19 protein-coding genes are annotated in these 18,624 nt (G+C 62.5%); 9 read left to right on the forward strand and 10 right to left on the reverse strand.

The window, feature by feature from the left end:
• Positions 1-17: 17 nt before the first annotated feature.
• The 3 genes from purC to F2982_RS19250 form a co-directional block, all read right to left on the reverse strand.
• Positions 18-782, reverse strand: coding sequence for a phosphoribosylaminoimidazolesuccinocarboxamide synthase (gene purC, locus F2982_RS19240; RefSeq protein WP_112716451.1), 765 nt, complete (start codon positions 780-782; stop codon positions 18-20).
• A gap of 228 nt (positions 783-1,010) precedes the next feature.
• Entirely contained in the window at positions 1,011-3,233 is a 2,223-nt protein-coding gene (locus F2982_RS19245; protein ID WP_246777571.1) for an EAL domain-containing protein, read from the reverse strand.
• A 162-nt stretch (positions 3,234-3,395) separates the two neighbouring features.
• Complete coding sequence (locus F2982_RS19250; RefSeq protein ID WP_203428809.1) at positions 3,396-3,950, reverse strand: alpha/beta hydrolase; 555 nt, start codon at positions 3,948-3,950, stop codon at positions 3,396-3,398.
• 165 nt (positions 3,951-4,115) lie between these two features.
• Here F2982_RS19250 and F2982_RS19255 point away from each other — a divergent pair, with 165 nt between their 5' ends.
• A complete protein-coding gene (locus F2982_RS19255) occupies positions 4,116-4,913 on the forward strand; it encodes a DUF2189 domain-containing protein (RefSeq protein ID WP_130278232.1) in 798 nt (265 codons plus the stop codon).
• A 75-nt stretch (positions 4,914-4,988) separates the two neighbouring features.
• Complete coding sequence (locus F2982_RS19260; RefSeq protein ID WP_203428810.1) at positions 4,989-5,546, forward strand: low affinity iron permease family protein; 558 nt, start codon at positions 4,989-4,991, stop codon at positions 5,544-5,546.
• Between the two features lie 30 nt (positions 5,547-5,576).
• Here the strand turns inward: F2982_RS19260 and purB are convergent, their stop codons facing one another.
• The 4 genes from purB to F2982_RS19280 all read right to left on the reverse strand — a co-directional run bounded on the left by purB (position 5,577) and on the right by F2982_RS19280 (position 9,299).
• On the reverse strand, positions 5,577-6,878 hold the full coding sequence (purB, locus tag F2982_RS19265) for an adenylosuccinate lyase (protein WP_130278234.1): 1,302 nt from the start codon (positions 6,876-6,878) through the stop codon (positions 5,577-5,579).
• Between the two features lie 65 nt (positions 6,879-6,943).
• Positions 6,944-7,429 (reverse strand): hypothetical protein, encoded by a 486-nt coding sequence (locus F2982_RS19270; protein ID WP_130278235.1) that lies wholly within the window; start codon positions 7,427-7,429, stop codon positions 6,944-6,946.
• 28 nt (positions 7,430-7,457) lie between these two features.
• Positions 7,458-8,135, reverse strand: coding sequence for a ribulose-phosphate 3-epimerase (gene rpe, locus F2982_RS19275; protein ID WP_112716439.1), 678 nt, complete (start codon positions 8,133-8,135; stop codon positions 7,458-7,460).
• 87 nt (positions 8,136-8,222) lie between these two features.
• Positions 8,223-9,299 carry a branched-chain amino acid ABC transporter substrate-binding protein gene (locus F2982_RS19280; protein WP_199629567.1) on the reverse strand — a complete coding sequence of 359 codons (1,077 nt, stop codon included), beginning with the start codon at positions 9,297-9,299 and terminating at the stop codon, positions 8,223-8,225.
• Positions 9,300-9,470: 171 nt separating this feature from the next.
• Here F2982_RS19280 and F2982_RS19285 point away from each other — a divergent pair, with 171 nt between their 5' ends.
• Genes F2982_RS19285 through F2982_RS19315 form a run of 7 tightly spaced genes read left to right on the forward strand, consistent with a single transcriptional unit; the run spans position 9,471 to position 15,165 of the window.
• Positions 9,471-9,965, forward strand: coding sequence for a flavin reductase (locus tag F2982_RS19285; protein WP_112716435.1), 495 nt, complete (start codon positions 9,471-9,473; stop codon positions 9,963-9,965).
• A gap of 21 nt (positions 9,966-9,986) precedes the next feature.
• Positions 9,987-10,916, forward strand: coding sequence for a MoxR family ATPase (locus F2982_RS19290; RefSeq protein ID WP_203428811.1), 930 nt, complete (start codon positions 9,987-9,989; stop codon positions 10,914-10,916).
• A gap of 3 nt (positions 10,917-10,919) precedes the next feature.
• A complete protein-coding gene (locus F2982_RS19295) occupies positions 10,920-12,182 on the forward strand; it encodes a VWA domain-containing protein (RefSeq protein ID WP_203428812.1) in 1,263 nt (420 codons plus the stop codon).
• The gene (locus F2982_RS19300; protein WP_203428813.1) at positions 12,179-12,508 is read left to right on the forward strand and encodes an XdhC family protein; all 330 of its coding nucleotides are present in this window, start codon (positions 12,179-12,181) and stop codon (positions 12,506-12,508) included. Before F2982_RS19295 ends, F2982_RS19300 begins: the two co-directional genes overlap by 4 nt.
• Complete coding sequence (locus F2982_RS19305) at positions 12,508-13,215, forward strand: XdhC family protein (protein WP_203428814.1); 708 nt, start codon at positions 12,508-12,510, stop codon at positions 13,213-13,215. Before F2982_RS19300 ends, F2982_RS19305 begins: the two co-directional genes overlap by 1 nt.
• The gene (locus F2982_RS19310) at positions 13,212-14,846 is read left to right on the forward strand and encodes an NTP transferase domain-containing protein (RefSeq protein WP_203428815.1); all 1,635 of its coding nucleotides are present in this window, start codon (positions 13,212-13,214) and stop codon (positions 14,844-14,846) included. Before F2982_RS19305 ends, F2982_RS19310 begins: the two co-directional genes overlap by 4 nt.
• Before the next feature lies 1 nt (position 14,847).
• Positions 14,848-15,165: a TfoX/Sxy family protein gene (locus F2982_RS19315; protein ID WP_112716423.1), complete on the forward strand. Its 318-nt coding sequence runs from the start codon at positions 14,848-14,850 to the stop codon at positions 15,163-15,165.
• Here F2982_RS19315 and F2982_RS19320 read toward each other — a convergent pair whose 3' ends face one another.
• The 3 genes from F2982_RS19320 to F2982_RS19330 all read right to left on the reverse strand — a co-directional run bounded on the left by F2982_RS19320 (position 15,166) and on the right by F2982_RS19330 (position 18,550).
• Complete coding sequence (locus tag F2982_RS19320; protein ID WP_203428816.1) at positions 15,166-15,588, reverse strand: NUDIX domain-containing protein; 423 nt, start codon at positions 15,586-15,588, stop codon at positions 15,166-15,168.
• Between the two features lie 6 nt (positions 15,589-15,594).
• Entirely contained in the window at positions 15,595-17,085 is a 1,491-nt protein-coding gene (locus F2982_RS19325) for a DEAD/DEAH box helicase (protein ID WP_112716419.1), read from the reverse strand.
• Between the two features lie 157 nt (positions 17,086-17,242).
• Positions 17,243-18,550, reverse strand: coding sequence for a M23 family metallopeptidase (locus tag F2982_RS19330; protein WP_203428817.1), 1,308 nt, complete (start codon positions 18,548-18,550; stop codon positions 17,243-17,245).
• Between the last annotated feature and the right edge of the window lie 74 nt (positions 18,551-18,624).

Here is an 18,624-nt window from a genome sequence, read left to right on the forward strand (position 1 = left end):
TTGCCGATTTCCCTGACTTACTTGACCAATACAGGCCCGGTGCCGCGCACGGGCTCGTTTTCATTGATGATGCCGAGGCGCCGCGCGACTTCGGAATAGGCTTCCAGCAATCCGCCCATATCGCGGCGGAAGCGGTCCTTGTCCATCTTTTCGCGGGTCTCGATATCCCACAGACGGCAGCTGTCCGGGGAGATTTCGTCGGCGAGGATGATGCGCATCATGTCGCCTTCGAAGAGGCGGCCGCATTCGATCTTGAAATCGACGAGCTGTATGCCGACGCCGAGGAAGAGGCCGGTCATAAAGTCGTTGACGCGGATGGCGAGCGCCATGATGTCATCGAGCTCGGCAGGGTTGGCCCAGCCGAATGCCGTGATGTGTTCTTCGGAAACCATCGGATCGTCGAGCGAGTCCGACTTGTAATAGAATTCGATGATCGAGCGCGGCAGGACCACGCCTTCTTCGATGCCGAGGCGCTTGGCGAGCGAGCCGGCGGCGACGTTGCGCACAACGATCTCGAGCGGGATCATCTCGACTTCGCGGATCAACTGCTCGCGCATGTTGAGGCGGCGGATGAAATGCGTCGGGATGCCGATCTTGTTCAGATGGTTGAAGATGAACTCGCAAATGCGGTTGTTCAGAACGCCCTTGCCGTCGATAACTTCATGCTTCTTCTTGTTGAAGGCGGTGGCATCATCCTTGAAGAACTGGATCAACGTACCCGGTTCCGGTCCCTCATATAGAATCTTGGCCTTGCCCTCGTAGATACGGCGGCGACGGTTCATTTTAAGCTTTTCTCTGTCTTGGCGCTCTTGGGATAGCGCAGTGGATCGATCTCGTGGCGTCCCCATAAAGGAAAAGAGTGACTTTCACAATGCGCCAGTAGCTCCTTCCCCGGATTCCCAAGATATAGGGATGCCGCCTGAGAGAATCGAAGATATTGCGGATATCAGCCTACAGAGTTTTGGTGACTGTTGGAAATCAAAGCCGCGTAGCGGGCCGGTTATGCAGGCTTATTTGGTGCCGTTGCGCTTGATCTCGCGGCTGAGGCCGCTTTGGAGCGCGCGTGCGCCGCCTTCCGGATGACGCCAGCTTGCCGCCTGGACATAGGCCGGGATCTGCGACGCGGGCATCGGCCGTGCCAGCGCATAGCCCTGGAGGACGTCGCAGCCGAGATCGGCGAGGATGCGGACGTGATCCATGGTCTCGACGCCCTCGGCGGTCACCAGAATGCTCAGCGAGCGGCCGATATCGATGATTGAGCGCACCAGTTTTCGCTGTTCTGCCGATTGCGGCAGCATGCGAATGAGCTCGCGGTCGATCTTCAGGATGCGCGGGCTGAGCTTCAGCAGGCTGACAATCGAGGCGTGGCCGGTGCCGAAGTCATCGATCTCGATGTCAATGCCAAGGCGGCGAATCTGCCTCAGATTGGCGGTGACCGCGTCGTCGCAATCGTCGAGCGAGATCGATTCCAGGAGCTCGAAGGAGAGGGTGCCAGGCTCGACCTTCAGCGCCTTCAGCTTTTTGCCGAGCGTCGGGTCGTTGAGGCGGCCGGAGGAAACGTTGACGGAGATCTTCGGTGTCCGAAAACCCTGCTTGGCCCAGGCGGCGCGGTCCGCAAGGGCGTGCTCGAGGATGAGGCCGTCGATCGTCGAGACGACGTCGAGGTCCTCGGCGATCTTCAGGAAGCGATCCGGCGCCATCAGGCCGTGTTCGGGATGCTGCCAACGGGCAAGCGTTTCGACGCCTGCGACTTCGAGGGTGCGGGCGTTGAACTGCAGCTGGTAGACGGGGACGAATTCGTGGCGTTCCAGGCCCTGCAGGATTTCGTCGGCAAGGCGCTTGGCAGCAATGATGCTGCGGCGGGCATCCTTGGAGAAGAATTCATGCCGGTTACGGCCGGCACCCTTGGCGCGGTAGAGCGCGATATCGGCGTTCAGCAGCAGTTGCTTGGCATCGAGATCGGCGCCGCTGTCGGCAGCAATGCCGATGCTGGCGCCGAAGCGGCATTCGTGTCCCTCGTAGCGGATCGGCTTGGAGAGCTCGCGGATAATGCGGGCGGCCATGTTCGACAGCTTCTTGGTGCCGCTGTCTATGGCGCAGAGAACGACGAATTCATCGCCGCCAATGCGAGCGACGAAATCGGTCGAGCGGACGCAGTCCTTCAGAACTTTCGCGGCATGTTTCAGCATCGCATCGCCCGCGCGGTGGCCGAGCGTGTCGTTGATCTGCTTGAAGCGGTCGAGATCGATATGCAGGACGGCGAGCGTCAGGCTGCCGTTGCGGCATTCCTCGGCGCGCTCTTCCAGGGTGCGGTCGAGATAGCGGCGGTTCGGCAGGCCGGTCAGGTAGTCGTGAAGCGCAAGGTGCTCGATGCTTTCCTTGGCGGCCTCAAGCTCCTGGTTGCGTGCTTCGGCCAGGTTCTTGGCGTTCTGCAGGTCGTTGCGGAGCTTGACCTCTTCGGTGACGTCCCAGTTGGCACCGATCAGTTTGCGCTTGCCTTCGGCATCGACGAAAAAGGCCGAGCGGGCGCGGATGACGCGCTCGATGCCATCGGCCCGGATGATGCGGAATTCGTGCAGCAAACCCTGGTCCTTGTCGAGGCTCTCGTCGAGGCGGGAGAGCGCGCGGACGCGGTCATCAGGGTGCAGCATTTTTTCCCAGGCTTCGCCGGGTTTGACGCGCGCCGTGCCTTCGAGCCCGTACATGGCCAGCAGGCGGTCGTCCCATTCGACGGCATCGGCCTCCAGATCGGCCTCGAAGACGCCGATGCGGGTGATGTCGAGCGCCAGATCGAGGCGGCGGGAGAGGTGCTCCAGCATCTCCTCGGCACGCTTGCGGGCGGTGATATCGGTGTCAGTGCCGACGATGCGGGCGGGGTTGCCGTTCTCGTCCCATTCGACACAGGCGCCGCGGCATTCGATCCAGACCCAGTGGCCGTCCTTGTGGCGTTCGCGATATTCGAAGACCTGATAATCGGGGTCGCCGGCGATCTGCTTGTCGATCGCCTCAATGACGAAATCGCGGTCATCAGGATGGAGAAGCGCCAACCATTCTTCGTAGTCGCCGTCGGCGCTCTCATCCGGGCCCATGCCGCGGATTTCTTTCCAGGTCTCTGAGTAGTATTTGGTGCCGGCGCGGTGATTGTGATCCCAGACGCCGAGACCCGAGCCGATTAGCGCGTAGTTCCAACGGCTCTCGCGCTCTGCAAGATCAGGCGTGTCGTGGATTTCCAGCCGCCGTTTCTCGTCGGGCTTGGCCTGCTGTGCCGCGGTCTTCGCCTTAGGGTCTTTGCTGGATTGCTTCAATGCGCGCACTCGATCTGCTGATTGCGCGCATTATCCATGTCTTCGCTAAAATAACTATTAAACCCCAAATTTTAGAGGGGCAGCTGGGCTTTACGGCTTCAGCTTCGAGAGAAACTGGGCAAAGACCATCGTGCCTTCGGGCCAGGGACCGTGGCCGGACTCCGAATTGATATGGCCGGATTCTCCGGCGTCGATCAGCAGCGAGCCCCAGCTTGCGGCGATGTCATCGGCATGTTCGTAAGTGCCGAAGGGATCGTTGCGGCTGGCGACGGTGATCGCCGGGAAGGGCAGCGGATCGCGCGGATAGGGGCCGAAGGTCATCAGATGCTTCGGGCGGATATCCGGATTTGCGACATCGGGCGGTGCCACGAGGAAGGCGCCGGCAACCTTGTTCCTGAAATGCGGGATCGCGTGGATCGTCGAGGGAATGCCGAGCGAGTGGGCGACCAACACGACCGGGCGCGTCGAGGCGTTGACCTCCTCGGCAATGCGGGCGATCCAATCGTCGCGAACCGGCTTCGACCATTCGGCCTGCTCGACACGGCGCGCCGTACTCAGCTTGGCTTCCCAGCGGGTCTGCCAGTGATCGGGACCGGAATTGGTGTAGCCGGGGATGATGAGAATATCTGCGTCTGAGGCTTTCATGATGCCGCCGATGTGAGAAGGCTTGAACGTTCTGTCAAGGGAAAGCAGGACAAAGGCGGTCAAATTTGTTATTCTTGGCCATTGCCGGTTGCGGATTTCGTGTCGGCCAGTTCAAAGCCGATGCTTTTTCCGCCGCCGGATGAACGGCTCACGGAGGAGAAAGCCATGACGGCATTTCATGTCATGACGGGAGCAGGCGAAGCCTACGCGCATCCCGCCATCAACAAGATCAGCATTGACGATGTGTTCGACGCGCTGCGGCGCGGCCTGGACGATTTTCGCGAGAAGCCGTCTCACTATGTCTTCCTGTGTCTGATGTATCCGATTGCCGGCGTGTTCCTGGCAGTTGCGACATCGAGTGCCAATCTGCTGCCGATGATCTTTCCGCTGATCTCGGGCTTTGCGCTGATCGGCCCGATCGCAGCGATCGGCCTCTACGAGATCAGCAAGCGGCGGGAGATGGGCGAGGACACGTCCTGGCGTCATGCGTTCGACGTGCGCCATTCGCCGGCGCTGCCGTCGATCATTGCCGGCGGCCTACTGCTGTTCGCCTTCTTCGTTGTATGGCTGGTGGCAGCGCAGACGCTCTATACCAACCTCTTCGGCGACGTCTTCCCGCGGTCGATCGATACGTTCACCGCGCAGATCTTCGGCACGCCTGAGGGCATGCAGCTGATGATGTGGGGCAATCTGCTCGGCCTCGCTTTCGCAGTGATCGTGCTGGCGACGACGCTGGTGACGTTCCCGATGCTGCTTGACCGGGATGTCGGGCTTGTCGCGGCAATGAGCGCCTCGATCCGCGCCACGCTGACTAATCCCATTCCGGTACTGGTCTGGGGCTTCATCATCGCCGCGCTGCTGGTGATCGGTAGCATCCCGCTCTTTGCCGGCCTGGCGCTCGTGATGCCGATCCTCGGCCATGCGACCTGGCACCTCTATCGCAAGCTGATCGGACCGGCCTAAGCCTGTCAGTAAGCGTACCGGAACTTTGCTGCCTCTCTCAGAGTTGTTTTGTCATGTCTTTGAGGGAGGCAACTCATGGAAGGTGCGAAGAAGCTTTTCGCGCATTTCGCAACGAAGGTGTCGGAGCTGGCAGGTGCGCCGGTTACCTTCGTTCTCGCCGTCATTTCCGTCCTGATATGGGCTTCACTCGGGCCGGTCTTCGATTATTCGGAGACGTGGCAGCTGGTGATCAATACCGGCACGACGATCGTTACATTCCTGATGGTTTTCGTGCTGCAGAACGCGCAGACCCGCGATACCCGCGCCATTCAGGCCAAGCTCGATGAAATCATCCTGACCAGCCATGCCGAGAACCGCTTCATCGGCATCGAGAACCTCGATGAAGACGATCTGAAGCATCTGGACCGGCTGGTTGCGAAGGCAGCGAAGGGGCGGACAAATCAGACGAATGGCGATGTGGCGCTGGCGGACGAGCCGAGGAAGCAGAAGGGCAACAAGCGCGCCCGGGCAGCCGCCGAGCTTAAGATCAGCCAGGCGACCGATAAGCCTGCGGCACCGCGCAAGGCCACTCCGCAGAAGGCGACAGCCGCGAAACCCAAGCCGCGCAAGCAGAAAGCAAAAACGGCGCCCTGAGGCGCCGTTTCATTGTGTTGTGACCGGCAATCAGCCGAAGACGCGCTTGAAGATCGTGTCGACATGCTTGGTGTGGTAGCCAAGGTCGAACTTCTCGCGGATATCGGCTTCGGAGAGCGCGGCGCGCACTTCCTGGTCGGCCAGCAGCTCTTCGAGGAAGTCCTTGCCCTGTTCCCAGACCTTCATGGCGTTGCGCTGCACGAGGCGGTAGGCGTCTTCGCGGGACACGCCGGCCTGGGTCAGCGCCAGGAGAACGCGCTGGGAGTGGACGAGACCGCGGAACTTGTTGAGGTTCTTTTCCATGTTCTCGGGATAGACGACCAGCTTCTCGATGACGCCGGCGAGACGGTTCAGCGCGAAGTCGAGGGTGATCGTCGTATCCGGGCCGATGGCGCGCTCGACGCTCGAATGGCTGATATCGCGCTCATGCCAGAGGGCCACGTTTTCCATGGCGGGGACAACCGACATGCGCACGAGGCGCGACAGGCCAGTCAGGTTTTCGGTGAGAACCGGGTTGCGCTTGTGCGGCATGGCCGACGAGCCCTTCTGGCCCGGCGAGAAGAATTCTTCGGCTTCCAGCACTTCGGTGCGCTGCATGTGACGGAATTCGATGGCGATATTTTCGATCGACGAGGCAATGACGCCGAGCGTGGCAAAGAACATGGCGTGGCGGTCGCGCGGGATAACCTGCGTGGAGACCGGCTCCGGGGTTAGGCCGAGCTTGGCGCAGACGTGCTCTTCGACGCGCGGGTCGATATTGGCGAAGGTACCGACGGCACCGGAGATCGCGCCCGTTGCGATTTCGGCGCGGGCAGCGACGAGGCGGGCGCGGTTGCGGTCCATCTCGGCATAGAAGCGAGCGAGCGTCAGGCCCATCGTCGTCGGCTCGGCATGGATGCCGTGGCTGCGGCCGATGCGGACGGTGTCCTTGTGCTCGAAAGCGCGGGTCTTCAGCGCTGCGAGAACGCGATCGACGCCGGCAAGCAGGATATCGGCAGCGCGCACCAGCTGCACGTTGAGCGTCGTGTCGAGAACGTCGGACGAGGTCATGCCCTGGTGCACGAAGCGGCTGTCGGGGCCGACGAATTCGGCGAGGTGGGTCAGGAAGGCGATGACGTCATGCTTGGTGACGGCTTCGATCTCGTCGATGCGGGCAACGTCGAAGTTCGCGGCACTGCCTTTTTCCCAGATGGTCTTTGCAGCTTCCTTCGGGATGACGCCGAGCTCGGCCAGCGCATCGCAGGCATAGGCTTCGATCTCGAACCAGATGCGGAACTTGGTTTCGGGCGACCAGATGGCGACCATCTCTGGGCGGGAGTAACGCGGGATCATGGCTCACTGCTTTCGTTGGTAGACAAAACTTGCTGGCGCCCCTGTAGCAAAGACGCGCGGCAATCTCAACGCATGCGTTTCGCAAGCACCAAACTGGTGGCCAGCAGGCAGACGAGGCCGAAGGGCAGAAACAGGCGAACGCCGAGGACCGCAAACTGGTAGACGGCATTGGCGCCGGTGAAGATGAACTCGAAAATCCAGATGACGCTGCCGAAAGGCGCATGCCAGCGCGAATAGAAGATGCGGTAGTCCATCGAGAACAGAAACGCCGTCATCAGGATGGTGCCTGCGGTCAGGCAGGCGAAGAAGGCGGCAAAGCGCGTCTCGACCGGGCGCCGCCAGGCGAAGAAGCGGGCGAGCGGCAGCATGAAGGGCCAGGCGAACAGGCCGCCGAAGAAATAGAGCAGTGCAAGTTCAGCCAGGTGGCTGGTTTCGAAGCGGTTTCGGGCATAGAGCGCCGCCATTGCCGACGCCGTCATCATCAGGGCCCAGAGGAGGGCGCCTGCGAAGAAATCGGCGGCGGGCGGTTTGGCGGCGCGGAAGCGTTCCATCGTCAGAGCAAACCCCGGACGGACCGGATCATGCGCGGCCGGCTTCGGCAGCGCGGCGCAGGCCGTCGATCTCGGCGCGGTAGCCTTCCAGCGATCCCGCCTTGAAGATCGCCGATCCCGCGACGAGGACGTTGGCGCCGGCCTTACCGACGATTGGGGCGGTTTCGAGCGTGACGCCGCCATCGACCTGCAGTTCGATCGGCCTGTCACCGATCAGCGACTTGGCGGCGGCGATCTTGCCGGCCATGGCCGGAATGAATTTCTGGCCGCCGAAACCTGGATTGACCGACATGATGAGGATGAGGTCGATATCATCCAGCACGTTCTCGATGACGGAGAGCGGCGTTGCCGGGTTAAGGGTGACGCCGACCTTCTTGCCGAGATTGCGGACGGTCTGCAGCGAGCGGTGCAGGTGCGGGCCGGACTCCGCATGAACGGTGATGCGGTCGCAGCCGGCCTTGGCGAAGGCTTCGAGATAGGCATCGACAGGCGAGATCATCAAGTGGCAGTCGAAGGTCGCATCCGTGTAGGAGCGGACCGACTTGATGACATCGGGGCCGAAGGAGATGTTCGGGACGAAATGGCCGTCCATGACGTCGAGATGGATCCAGTCGGCACCGGCCGCGGTCACGTCTCGGACTTCCTGTCCGAGCTTGGCGAAGTCGGCGGCGAGGACGGAGGGGGCGATGCGGATCGGCAGCGTCATGTGGAACTCTCTCTCGTTAAGATGCTCGCCGCGGATTTAGCAGTGCGCGGCGCAACGGGCAACTGATCGCAGCGCGATGACGCAGCCTCACTCCGAGGCAGCGCCGAGGATCTGGAAGGCGCCGTTGCGCCATTCCTGCAGGCGGTAGGGGTTGTCCGTCAGTTCGTGATTGGCGCCGAAGGTGACGGGGCCGATCGGGGTCATGAAATTCGTGCCGGTCAGGACATCGGCAAGCGGCTTGCCGTTTGCTGCCGTTACCGCCTGTTGGGCGATCGCCGCGGCTGCGGCGGCGGGAAGCACGTAGCCTTCCGGCTCGATGCCTTCAGCGCGCATTGCCTGCACGGTATCGCGGGCTTCCGGCTGGTTCGCATATTCCGCGATTGCGACGGCACGCACGCCATCTGCCAGTGCCAGCGGCTGATTGGCGGCGCGCATCGCATCGCCGCCGAGAATATCGAGCGGGATCTTTTCTGCTGCCGCATCGCGGGCGATGATCGCGACGTCGGAGCGGTCGCCGCCCACGAAGACCTTGGTGGCGCCGGCGCGCTTCAGCCGGCGAACAAGGGCGATCTGCTGTTCCTGGCCCGGCCGGTAGGTGTCGGTGAAGGCAGGCTTTAGCCCGTTCTGCTCCAGCGCGTTGCGGACGGCTTCGGTCAGTTCGCGGCCATGGATGGTGCCGTCCTCGATGAGCGCGATCGGGGCTGCTGCCCAGTCGCGGAGGATGACCTCGATGATCTTGGCGGCCTCGGCGCCATCAGGCGGGCCAAGGCGGAAGAGCGGCCATCCGTTCTTCAGCGAATCCTCCATCAGGATGCGCGAGCGGACAGAGACGGTGATTGCCGGGATATTGGCGTCCTTCAGCTTCGGCAGGGCGCCTTCGAGCGTCTCGCTGCAGAGGAAGCCGATGGCGATCTGGACCTTGGCACTGATGAGCTGGTCGGCGAGCGCTCCGCCGCTGTTTTCCTCGCAGCTCTCGTTGATCGCGACGAAGGTATTGCCGTCCCTGGTGATCTGAAAATTGGCGCCGGCGAAGACCTGGGTGCCGAGCTGCTGCAGGCTGCCGCCCTGTGGGGCGACGACGCCGATCGTCACGCCGGCTGCATGGCCCGCCGACGCCGCCACCAGCAGCATCGAAACAGCAGCTATGCCACGCAGAATATTCATAAAAGTCGCCGGCTCCTGACCTTCTTCATGCCCTTTTATCCGGCGATTGGTAATCGTCAAAGAAAAACAGCGGAATAGGCAGCATTTCGTCGCGTTCATTGTAGAAAAGGTAACCGATGACCGCCATATTAGCGGAAGAACAACAAGCGGCGAGGCCGCGGGAGACACCTTTTGTTGAGCAGACAGCCGATCGATCCCAAGCTTTATCGTGATGCCATGAGCCGTTTCGGCGGCCACGTGCAGCTCGTGACGACGGCGCTTGGCGATCAGGTGCGCGGCGTGACGATCACCGCCGCCTGTTCGGTCTCCGACAGTCCGGCCTGCGTGCTCGTCTGCCTCAATAATTCCAACCCGAAGAACGAGATCTTCTTCCGCAGCGGCATCTTCGCTCTGAATACGCTGGGCGCCCATCATCAGGGGCTGGCCGATGCGTTTTCCGGCCGCACGCAGCTCAGCAACGAAGAGCGGTTCGCGACCGGCAAGTTCGAGAAGCTGGTAACCGGTGCGCCGGTGCTTTCCGACAGCCTGGCCTCCTTTGATTGCCGCGTCATGGAAATCAAGGAGATGTCGACCCATCACGTCATCTTCGGCGAGGTCGTCGGCGTCCGCTTCGACGAAACAAAACCGGCTCTCCTCTATATGAACCGCGACTATCACACGCTATAACTTCTCCAAAAGGGAGGAGACATGGCTGATCAGACCGCGCCGCTTCTGCCGCAGTCGATCGACGAGACGATCGCGCTGCTCGGCGGGCACGACTATCTTGCGGGCCGGGCGCTCGGCACCGTGCTTTTCCTGGCATTGAAGATGAAGCGGCCCCTGTTTCTCGAGGGTGAGGCGGGCGTCGGCAAGACCGAGATCGCCAAGGTTCTGTCTAAGGCGCTCGGGCGCCCGCTGATCCGGCTGCAATGTTACGAGGGGCTGGATGTCGCCTCCGCCGTCTACGAGTGGAACTACCCGGCACAGATGCTGGAAATCCGGCTGGCGGAAGCATCGGGTCTGACGGACCGCGGACGGATCGAATCCGATATCTTTTCCGAGCGCTATCTGATCCGGCGTCCGGTACTGCAGGCTTTGTCCTCCGAAAATGGCCGTGCCCCGGTCTTCCTGATCGACGAGCTCGACCGCACCGACGAGGCCTTCGAAGCGTTCCTCCTTGAAGTGCTCTCGGATTTTCAGGTGACCATTCCCGAGCTCGGGACGATCAAGGCCGCCGAGCCGCCTATTGTCATCATCACCACCAACCGGACGCGCGAGGTGCATGACGCGCTGAAGCGGCGGTGCCTCTACCATTGGGTCGATTATCCGCAAGCGCAGCAGGAGCTGGAGATCATCCGCCGCAAGGTGCCCCACTGCAACGAGACGCTGTCGCGCGAAATCGTCGCTTATGTGCAGCGCCTGAGGACGCTTGATCTCTTCAAGAACCCCGGTGTAGCCGAGACGATCGATTGGGCGACGGCGCTGACCGAGCTCGACCGGCTGGCACTCGATCCCGAGACCATTTCCGACACGATTGGCACGCTGCTGAAATATCAGGACGACATCGCCCGCATCCAGGGCGGCGAGGGTGCGCGGGTGCTGAAGGATGTGCAGGACGAATTGCGGGCAGCGGGATAGGCGATGCAGGGCGGAAAGGCAGAGGATGGTATCGTCGTTCCGCCGCTTCCGCTGGGTGACGGCCGGTTTGCCGATAATATCGTTTTCTTCGGACGGACACTGCGCAAGGCCGGACTGAAGGTTGGCCCCGCGGCGATTGCCGACGCCATCGAGGCGGTCGAAGCCATCGGCATGGGATCGCGCGACGAGTTTCATGCGGCGCTTTCGGCTGTTTTCGTCAAGCGGCACGATGATGCTGCCGTCTTCGACGAGGCATTCCGGCTCTTTTGGCGCTCCCGAAATCTCGTCGAGAAGATGATCGCGATGATGTCGCCGCGGGCGCCGGATACGCGGGAGAAGGAAAAGCAGAAGCCCGGCGAGACGCGCGCTAGCGATGCGCTGCTCGGCGACCGCCGTCCCGACAAGCCGCCGCGCGAAGAGCCCGATATCGAGATCGACGCCCGTTTAACGACCTCGGGCAACGAGATCATCCGGCGCATGGATTTCGCGCAGATGTCAGCGGTAGAGATGGCGCTCGCCAAGAAGGAGCTATCGCGACTGCAGCTGCCGCTCGACCGTGTCACCACCAGGAGATTCAGGCCATCGCATCGCCACGCGACGGTCGATCCCCGCGCAACGATGCGCGCCGCACTTCGCACCGGCGGGTCGCTGATCCTGCCGCGCTACCGCGAGCGCAAGGAGATACAGCCGCCCTTGGTGGTGCTTGCGGATATCTCGGGCTCCATGAGCCAGTACACGCGGATCTTCCTGCATTTCCTGCATGTGCTGACGGAGCGGCGGCGCCGCGTCAGCACCTTTCTGTTCGGGACGCGGCTCACCAACGTGACGCGGCAGATGCGCAACAAGGATCCGGATCAGGCGCTGGACGAATGCGCGGCTGCCGTCAACGACTGGTCGGGCGGAACGCGGATCGGCGAAACGCTGCACGAGTTCAACCGGCTCTGGGGGCGCCGCGTCCTGGGTCAGGGCGCCGTGGTGCTGCTGATTACCGATGGGCTGGAGCGCGAAGGCGTCGAGCAACTTTCGGCCGAAATGGACCGATTGCACCGCTCCTGCCGGCGGCTGATCTGGCTCAACCCGCTGCTGCGCTTCGACGGATTCGAGCCGCGGGCGCGCGGCGTTCGCGCGATGCTGCCGCATGTTGACGAATTCCGACCGGTTCACAATCTATCTTCCTTGAGCGACCTTGCTGCGGCGCTCGGTTCCGGACGCGCCGGTACCTACGAACCGCGGCGCTATCTGGAGCGATTGAGAGGCCCGGCATGAGCGAAACGTCTATCGGCCTCGATCCGCTGGTGACGGCGGAAGCCTGGAGGAAGAGCGGCCGCGATGTGGCGATCGCGACCGTCATCGAGACATGGGGGTCTGCGCCGCGCCCGGCCGGCAGTCATCTGGTGATCGATGCCGACGGGAATTTCGAAGGCTCGGTTTCCGGCGGCTGCGTCGAAGGCGCGGTCATCACTGAAGCGCTCGACGTCATCGGCAGCGGCGAGGCGAAGATGCTGGAATTCGGCGTTGCCGACGAGACGGCCTGGCGTGTCGGGCTTTCCTGCGGCGGGCGTATCCGCGTCTATGTGGAAAGGCTCGGCTGATGGAGCTTGCGACGCTCGAGAGGCTGAATGCCTGCCGGCAGGCGCGGATCGCGGCCGTCCTGGTCACGGATCTCGGTGGTGGCCGGGCGAGCGTCGTTGCGGAAGGTGATCAGATCGATGGGGCGCTTGGCGAGGCGGTGGCTACGGCCTTTCGCTCCGGGCGCTCCGGTGTGATCGAGGCTGATGGCGGGCGCTACTTCCTCAATGTCCATCTGCCACCGGCCGATATCGTCATCATCGGTGCCGTCCATATCAGCCAGGTGCTGGCGCAGATGGCGGCGCTGGCAGGCTTTGACGTCAGGATCATCGATCCCAGGACGGCCTTCGCGACGCCGGAGCGTTTCGCCGGGATCGATCTGACCGCGGATTGGCCCATCGACGTCTTGAAGGACAAGCCGCTCGACGCCTATACGGCGCTGGTCGCGGTGACACACGATCCGAAGATCGACGATTTCCCGATTGCCGAGGCGCTGCGCCGAGGCTGTTTCTATGTCGGGGCGCTCGGTAGCCGGAAGACCCATGCGTCGCGTCTCGAGCGGCTGAAGGCCGAAGGCTTTTCGGATGAGGCGCTCGGACGGATCAACGGGCCGATCGGGCTCCATATTGGCGCCGCCAGCCCAGCGGAGATCGCGGTTGCCATTCTGGCGCAGATCATCGAGGCGTTGCGCTCACGCGATGTCGTGTCGCCGAAGGGTGACATGCGATGAAGTTCGGCGAATTTCCGGTGGCCGATGCTGAAGGGCTGATGCTCGCACATGCGGTGAAATTGCCGGAGCGGACCTTGCACAAGGGGCACCGCGTGTCGTCGGCGGATATCGAGGCGCTCACTGGTGCCGGTGTCGTCAGCATCACCGCAGCGCGGATCGAAGACGGGGATCTTAGCGAAGACGAGGCTGCCCGGCAGCTCGCCGCAGCGATTGCACCGGATCATCTGCGCTTCTCCGAGGCTGCGACGGGGCGGGTGAATGTCTATGCGGCGGCTGACGGGCTCTTCGTCGCCGACCGCGATGTCGTCGATCGCGTCAACCGCATCGATCCGGCAATCACGCTTGCCTGTCTCGCCGACCATGCACGCGTGAGGGCCGGCGAGATGGTGGCGACGTTCAAGATCATTCCGCTGGCTGTGCCGGGCCGCAAGGTGGAAGTAGCGTGCGACGCCCTGAGGGCGGCCGTGGCCTTCGAGGTCAAGCCCTTTGCCGACTATGCGGTGTCGCTTGTCGCCACCGAGCTGCCGTCGCTGAAGCCCGCGGTCATGGACAAGACCGCGCGCATTCTGGCGCATCGGCTTGCGGCATCCGGCAATCGGCTGGTCCGCGAGCGGCGTGTGGCGCACAGGCGGGATGCCGTTGCTGTTGCAATCAGTGAGGCCATGAGCGCCACTGATCGCTTGCCGAAGCTTGTGATCGTCTTTGGGGCCTCGGCGGTGATCGATGAGGACGATGTGATCCCGGCGGCGATCCGGCAGGCGGGCGGCGAGATCCTCAGCGTCGGCATGCCGGTCGATCCCGGCAACCTGATGGTGCTCGGGCGGATCGGCGAGACCTATGTCGTGGGGGCGCCTGGCTGCGCGCGGAGCCCGAAGGAGAATGGCTTCGATTGGGTCCTGGATCGCATCCTGGCGGGCGAGAATCCCGATGCGCGCGATCTGACGGGCATGGGCGTCGGAGGATTGCTTATGGAAATCGAGACACGGCCGCGGCCACGCGACAGCGCCGAGGAGCATCACCTACCGGTGACTGTCGCGACAGTCATCCTGGCTGCCGGCAAAGCCAGCCGGATGGGCGAGGGCGGCGCGCACAAGCTGCTGGCGGAATTCGATGGCGAGCCGCTGGTGCGTCGCACTGCGGAGACTGCGCTCGCTGCCGACGCGGCATCGGTGATCGTCGTGACCGGCCACCGGCGGGGCGAGATCGAGGCTGCGCTCTCCGGATTGGATGTCACGGCCGTCGACAACCCGGATTATGCATCCGGCATGGCAAGCTCGCTGATCTCCGGATTTTCGGCCTCGTCTGCGCGTGATGCGGATGGCGTTCTCGTCATGCTCGCCGATATGCCAGGCGTGACGTCCGCCGATCTCGACGCGCTGATCGCCGCCTTCCGTGCGGCTTCCGGGCGTGCGATCGTCCGTGCCGTCTCTCGCGGCAAGCGCGGCAACCCGGTCATTCTTCCGCGATCGCTCGGCGATGCCGTGATGCGGCTTGAAGGCGATGTCGGGGCACGGCATATCATCGAGACATCGGGGCTGCCGGTCATCGATGTCGATATCGGCGATGCTGCGCACCTGGACGTAGATACGCCCGAGGCCGTTCTGGCGGCCGGTGGCGTTTTGAGGGGATAGAATGGATACGGCGGCGATCGAGGAAATGTTTCAGGGGCTCGGCCCTGTCACCATCAAGCGGATGTTCGGCGGCAAGGGGATCTATCACCTTGGCCGGATTGTCGCGATCGAACTGCGCGATGAAATGCTCCTGAAGGCCGACGAGAAGAGCGCGCCGGAATTTGCCGATGCCGGCGCCATCCAATGGTCCTACGAGGGCAAGAAGGGCAATCCGGTGAAGATGCCCTACTGGTCGATCCCCGAGAATGCCTATGACGATCCGGACGAGATGGCGAAATGGGTCAGGCTTGCCTATGAGGCGGCGCTGCGGGCGGAATGATCAGGAGAGTGCTGTGTCTGGAAGCAGCGCGATTGCGGCTGCGGCAAATTCCGACAAAGGCTGCGGCAACTCGCCCAAGCCGAACCAGCCGAAATCGGTGAGCTTGTCCGGCTCGGTCAGCTGAGGTTCGCCCTCGAAGCTTTCCGCCAGATAGAGGAGTGAAATCCAGTGCTGCTTGTCGGCGGCGCTCAGGACTTCCGATGGGCCGAGAAGCCTGACCTTGCCGATCGCAAGGCCGGTTTCTTCTTCCGCTTCGCGGCGTGCGGCGTCTGCCGCCTTCTCCATGAAGTCGACCTTGCCGCCCGGAATGCTCCAGTGGCCCGGTTCCGGCGGCTTGACGCGCTTGTAGAGCAGAATTTTTCCGTCACGCACAATCACCAGGCCTACACCGAGGCCTGGGAAGTCGATGCCCGGCTTTCCCATAAGGGATCAGGCCTTGGCGCCGGCTGCAATCAGCATGAACGCCGGGATGTCGTCACCGAAACCGACCGGAGTCGGGCCGTCATCGTGATCGCGATAGCGGCGGCGATCGCGGGAGTCGTCGTTTGCCGGGTAAGGGCGTGCGTGGCGCGCGTTGTTCTGCTGCTTGTTTTCTGCTTTGCGCTCTTGCTTCACGCTTTCGACCTTTGCTGGTGCTGCTGCTTCAACGACTTCGGCGGCATTATCTTCCGCGGCGATATCAGATTTATGACCACGGCGATCCTTGCCGCGGCCACGGTCCCTGTCACGATCCCGGCCGTTGCGGCGAGGACGATCGCTTTCCTTGCTTTCCTCTGCAGGAGGCAGGGCGTTGAGATCGCCGTTCAGCCACTCGACCTTTTCGCCAATCAGCTTTTCGATCGCATCGGAAAACTTCGTATCGCGCTTGGTGACCAGCGTGAACGCGGCACCGGTGCGGCCCGCACGGCCGGTACGGCCGATGCGGTGGACATAGTCTTCCGAATGGATCGGTACGTCGAAGTTGAAAACGTGGCTCACATCAGGAATGTCGAGGCCACGAGCAGCCACGTCGGAGGCTACCAGAAGCTGGAGCTGGCCGTCGCGGAAATTCTGCAGCATTGTCGTGCGCGAACGCTGGTCCATGTCGCCGTGCAGGGCGCCGACGGAGAAGCCGTGGCGTTCCAGCGAACGGAAGAGATCAGCGACATCCTTCTTGCGGTTGCAGAAGATGATCGCGTTTTTCAGGTCTTCCTGGGCGCGGATGAGATCACGCAGAGTAGCGCGCTTTTCGTAGTCCTTGCCATGGGTGGCAACGAAGCGCTGGGTAATGGTCTTGGAAGCCGATGCCGGCTTTGCGACTTCGACACGTTCCGGGTTCTGCAGGAAGCGGTCCGCGAGCTTCTGGATTTCCGGCGGCATGGTGGCCGAGAAGAACAGCGTCTGGCGCGTGAACGGGATCAGCTTGGCGATGCGCTCGATATCCGGGATGAAGCCCATGTCGAGCATGCGGTCGGCTTCGTCGATGACGAAAATCTCGACTGCGGACATCAGGAGCTTTCCACGCTCGAAATGGTCGAGCAGGCGGCCGGGCGTGCAGATCAGAACGTCTGCGCCACGCTCAAGCTTGCGGTCCTGGTCTTCGAAGGACACGCCGCCGATCAGCAGGGCCACGTTGAGGCGGTGGTTCTTGCCGTACTTTTCGAAGTTTTCTGCAACCTGGGCCGCGAGTTCTCGCGTCGGCTCCAGGATCAGCGTACGGGGCATGCGAGCGCGGGCGCGGCCTTTTTCCAGCAGCGACAACATTGGCAGAACGAAGGACGCCGTCTTGCCCGTACCCGTCTGCGCGATGCCGCAAATATCGCGGCGCTGCAGGGCAAACGGGATCGCGCCCGCCTGAATAGGGGTTGGGGTCGTGTAGCCGGCGTCGGTAACGGCGGAAAGCACTTTTTGGCTCAGGCCAAGATCAGCAAATGTCGTCAAAGGGAAAACTATTTCCGTTCAGGTTCGGCCGAACTCTGGCTGAGTCGGCGGGATTGCATGCCGCAATGCAGCGCGACATATTCCCAAACGGCTTGCAAGTCAAGGAATACGGGCCTTGCAGCCCTTGCACAGGTAAAGCTGTGGTTACTGCGTTTGGTTATTTTATATAGGTCGCGAGTTTCAACCCTGCATTCATGAAATACATCGGATCAACGGCCCGGCCGTTCTGGCGTACTTCGTAGTGCAGATGCGTGCCCGTCGAGCGGCCCGTGCTGCCGGCAAGACCGATGACATCGCCGCGATCGACGGTATCGCCAACCTTGACCAGAATTTGCGACATGTGACCGTAGCGGGTCGAAATGCCGTTGCCGTGATCGACCTCGACCATGTTGCCGTAGCCGCCGGTCCAGCCGGCATTGATGACCTTGCCGGGTGCGGTCGGGCGAACCTTTTCGCCGGGGGCGAAGCGGAAATCGATGCCGGAATGCAGGGCAAGCCGGCCCAGGAACGGGTCACGGCGGTTGCCGAAAGGGCTGGTAATGTCCTTGCCGATGCCGGGATTGCGGAAGGGCAGGGATTCGGCGGTATTGCGCACGGCCTCGAGGCGCGTCAGCGCTGTATCGAGCTGTGCCAGCGAATTGTTGAAATCGTCGTCGCTCTCGGGCTCGACATAGGGGCCGCCTACGGCGCTGTCGTCATCGGCCTTTGCCGTCTGCTGCGGCACCTGAATGCTGAAGCGGTTCAGGACGGTGGAGATGGCATCGGCGGCGTCGCCTGCATCTGCCGTCAGCTGATCGACACGCGAGCGCTGGTCTTCTTCGACGCCTTTCAGCGACAGCGTCACCTTGGAAAACAGACGGTCGGCGCGATCGCCGACGGTTTCAGGGGCGGGAACGTAAGCGAGCGTGGTGTTGTCGGGCGTCGCATCGGCCGGTTCGCTATTGCCGGTCAGCAGCTTGTTGATGGCTTCCGCGCCGCCGGAGAGCGAGGCGCGCTTGTCCTTGGCATCGGGAGCGAAGGATTGCGCTGCAGGTGCCGGTTCTTCCTTGCCCGTCAGGCCGGAGCTTTCAGCGCGGTCGAGCAGCGAGCCGAGCTTGCCGTGGCGCGAGGTCAGCGCCATCTGCTGTTCCATCAGCTTGTCCACCTTGTCCTCGACGACCTGCTGGTCGAGCAGCTGGCGGGAGGTGACGCGGTCGACCTGGGCGCGGAGCGCGGCAATGCGATCCTCGTAATCGTGCTGCATGCGGGCCTGACGGGCCATGGTGGCGCCGATCAGGTCGTCGCGGAGCACGAGATAGGAAGTGGCAAGGAGATAGCCGATGGCAAAGACGCCGACGAAGCAGAAGGCGAGGGCCGCCATCCAGGGCTTGACCGTCATGTGACGGACCTTGTCGCCACTGGCGAGAATGAGGATATGTTCCTGTGAACGCTTGCCGAATACGCGCTGGTGCTGTGCATGCGTCACGGAGAATCTCCCAATTGATGCGCCCGTGCCTCGATTGGATTGATTACACACTGTTAAGGTTAATAAATTGCTTC

This window comes from Rhizobium sp. BG4 (genome assembly GCF_016864575.1).
Lineage (GTDB): Bacteria > Pseudomonadota > Alphaproteobacteria > Rhizobiales > Rhizobiaceae > Rhizobium.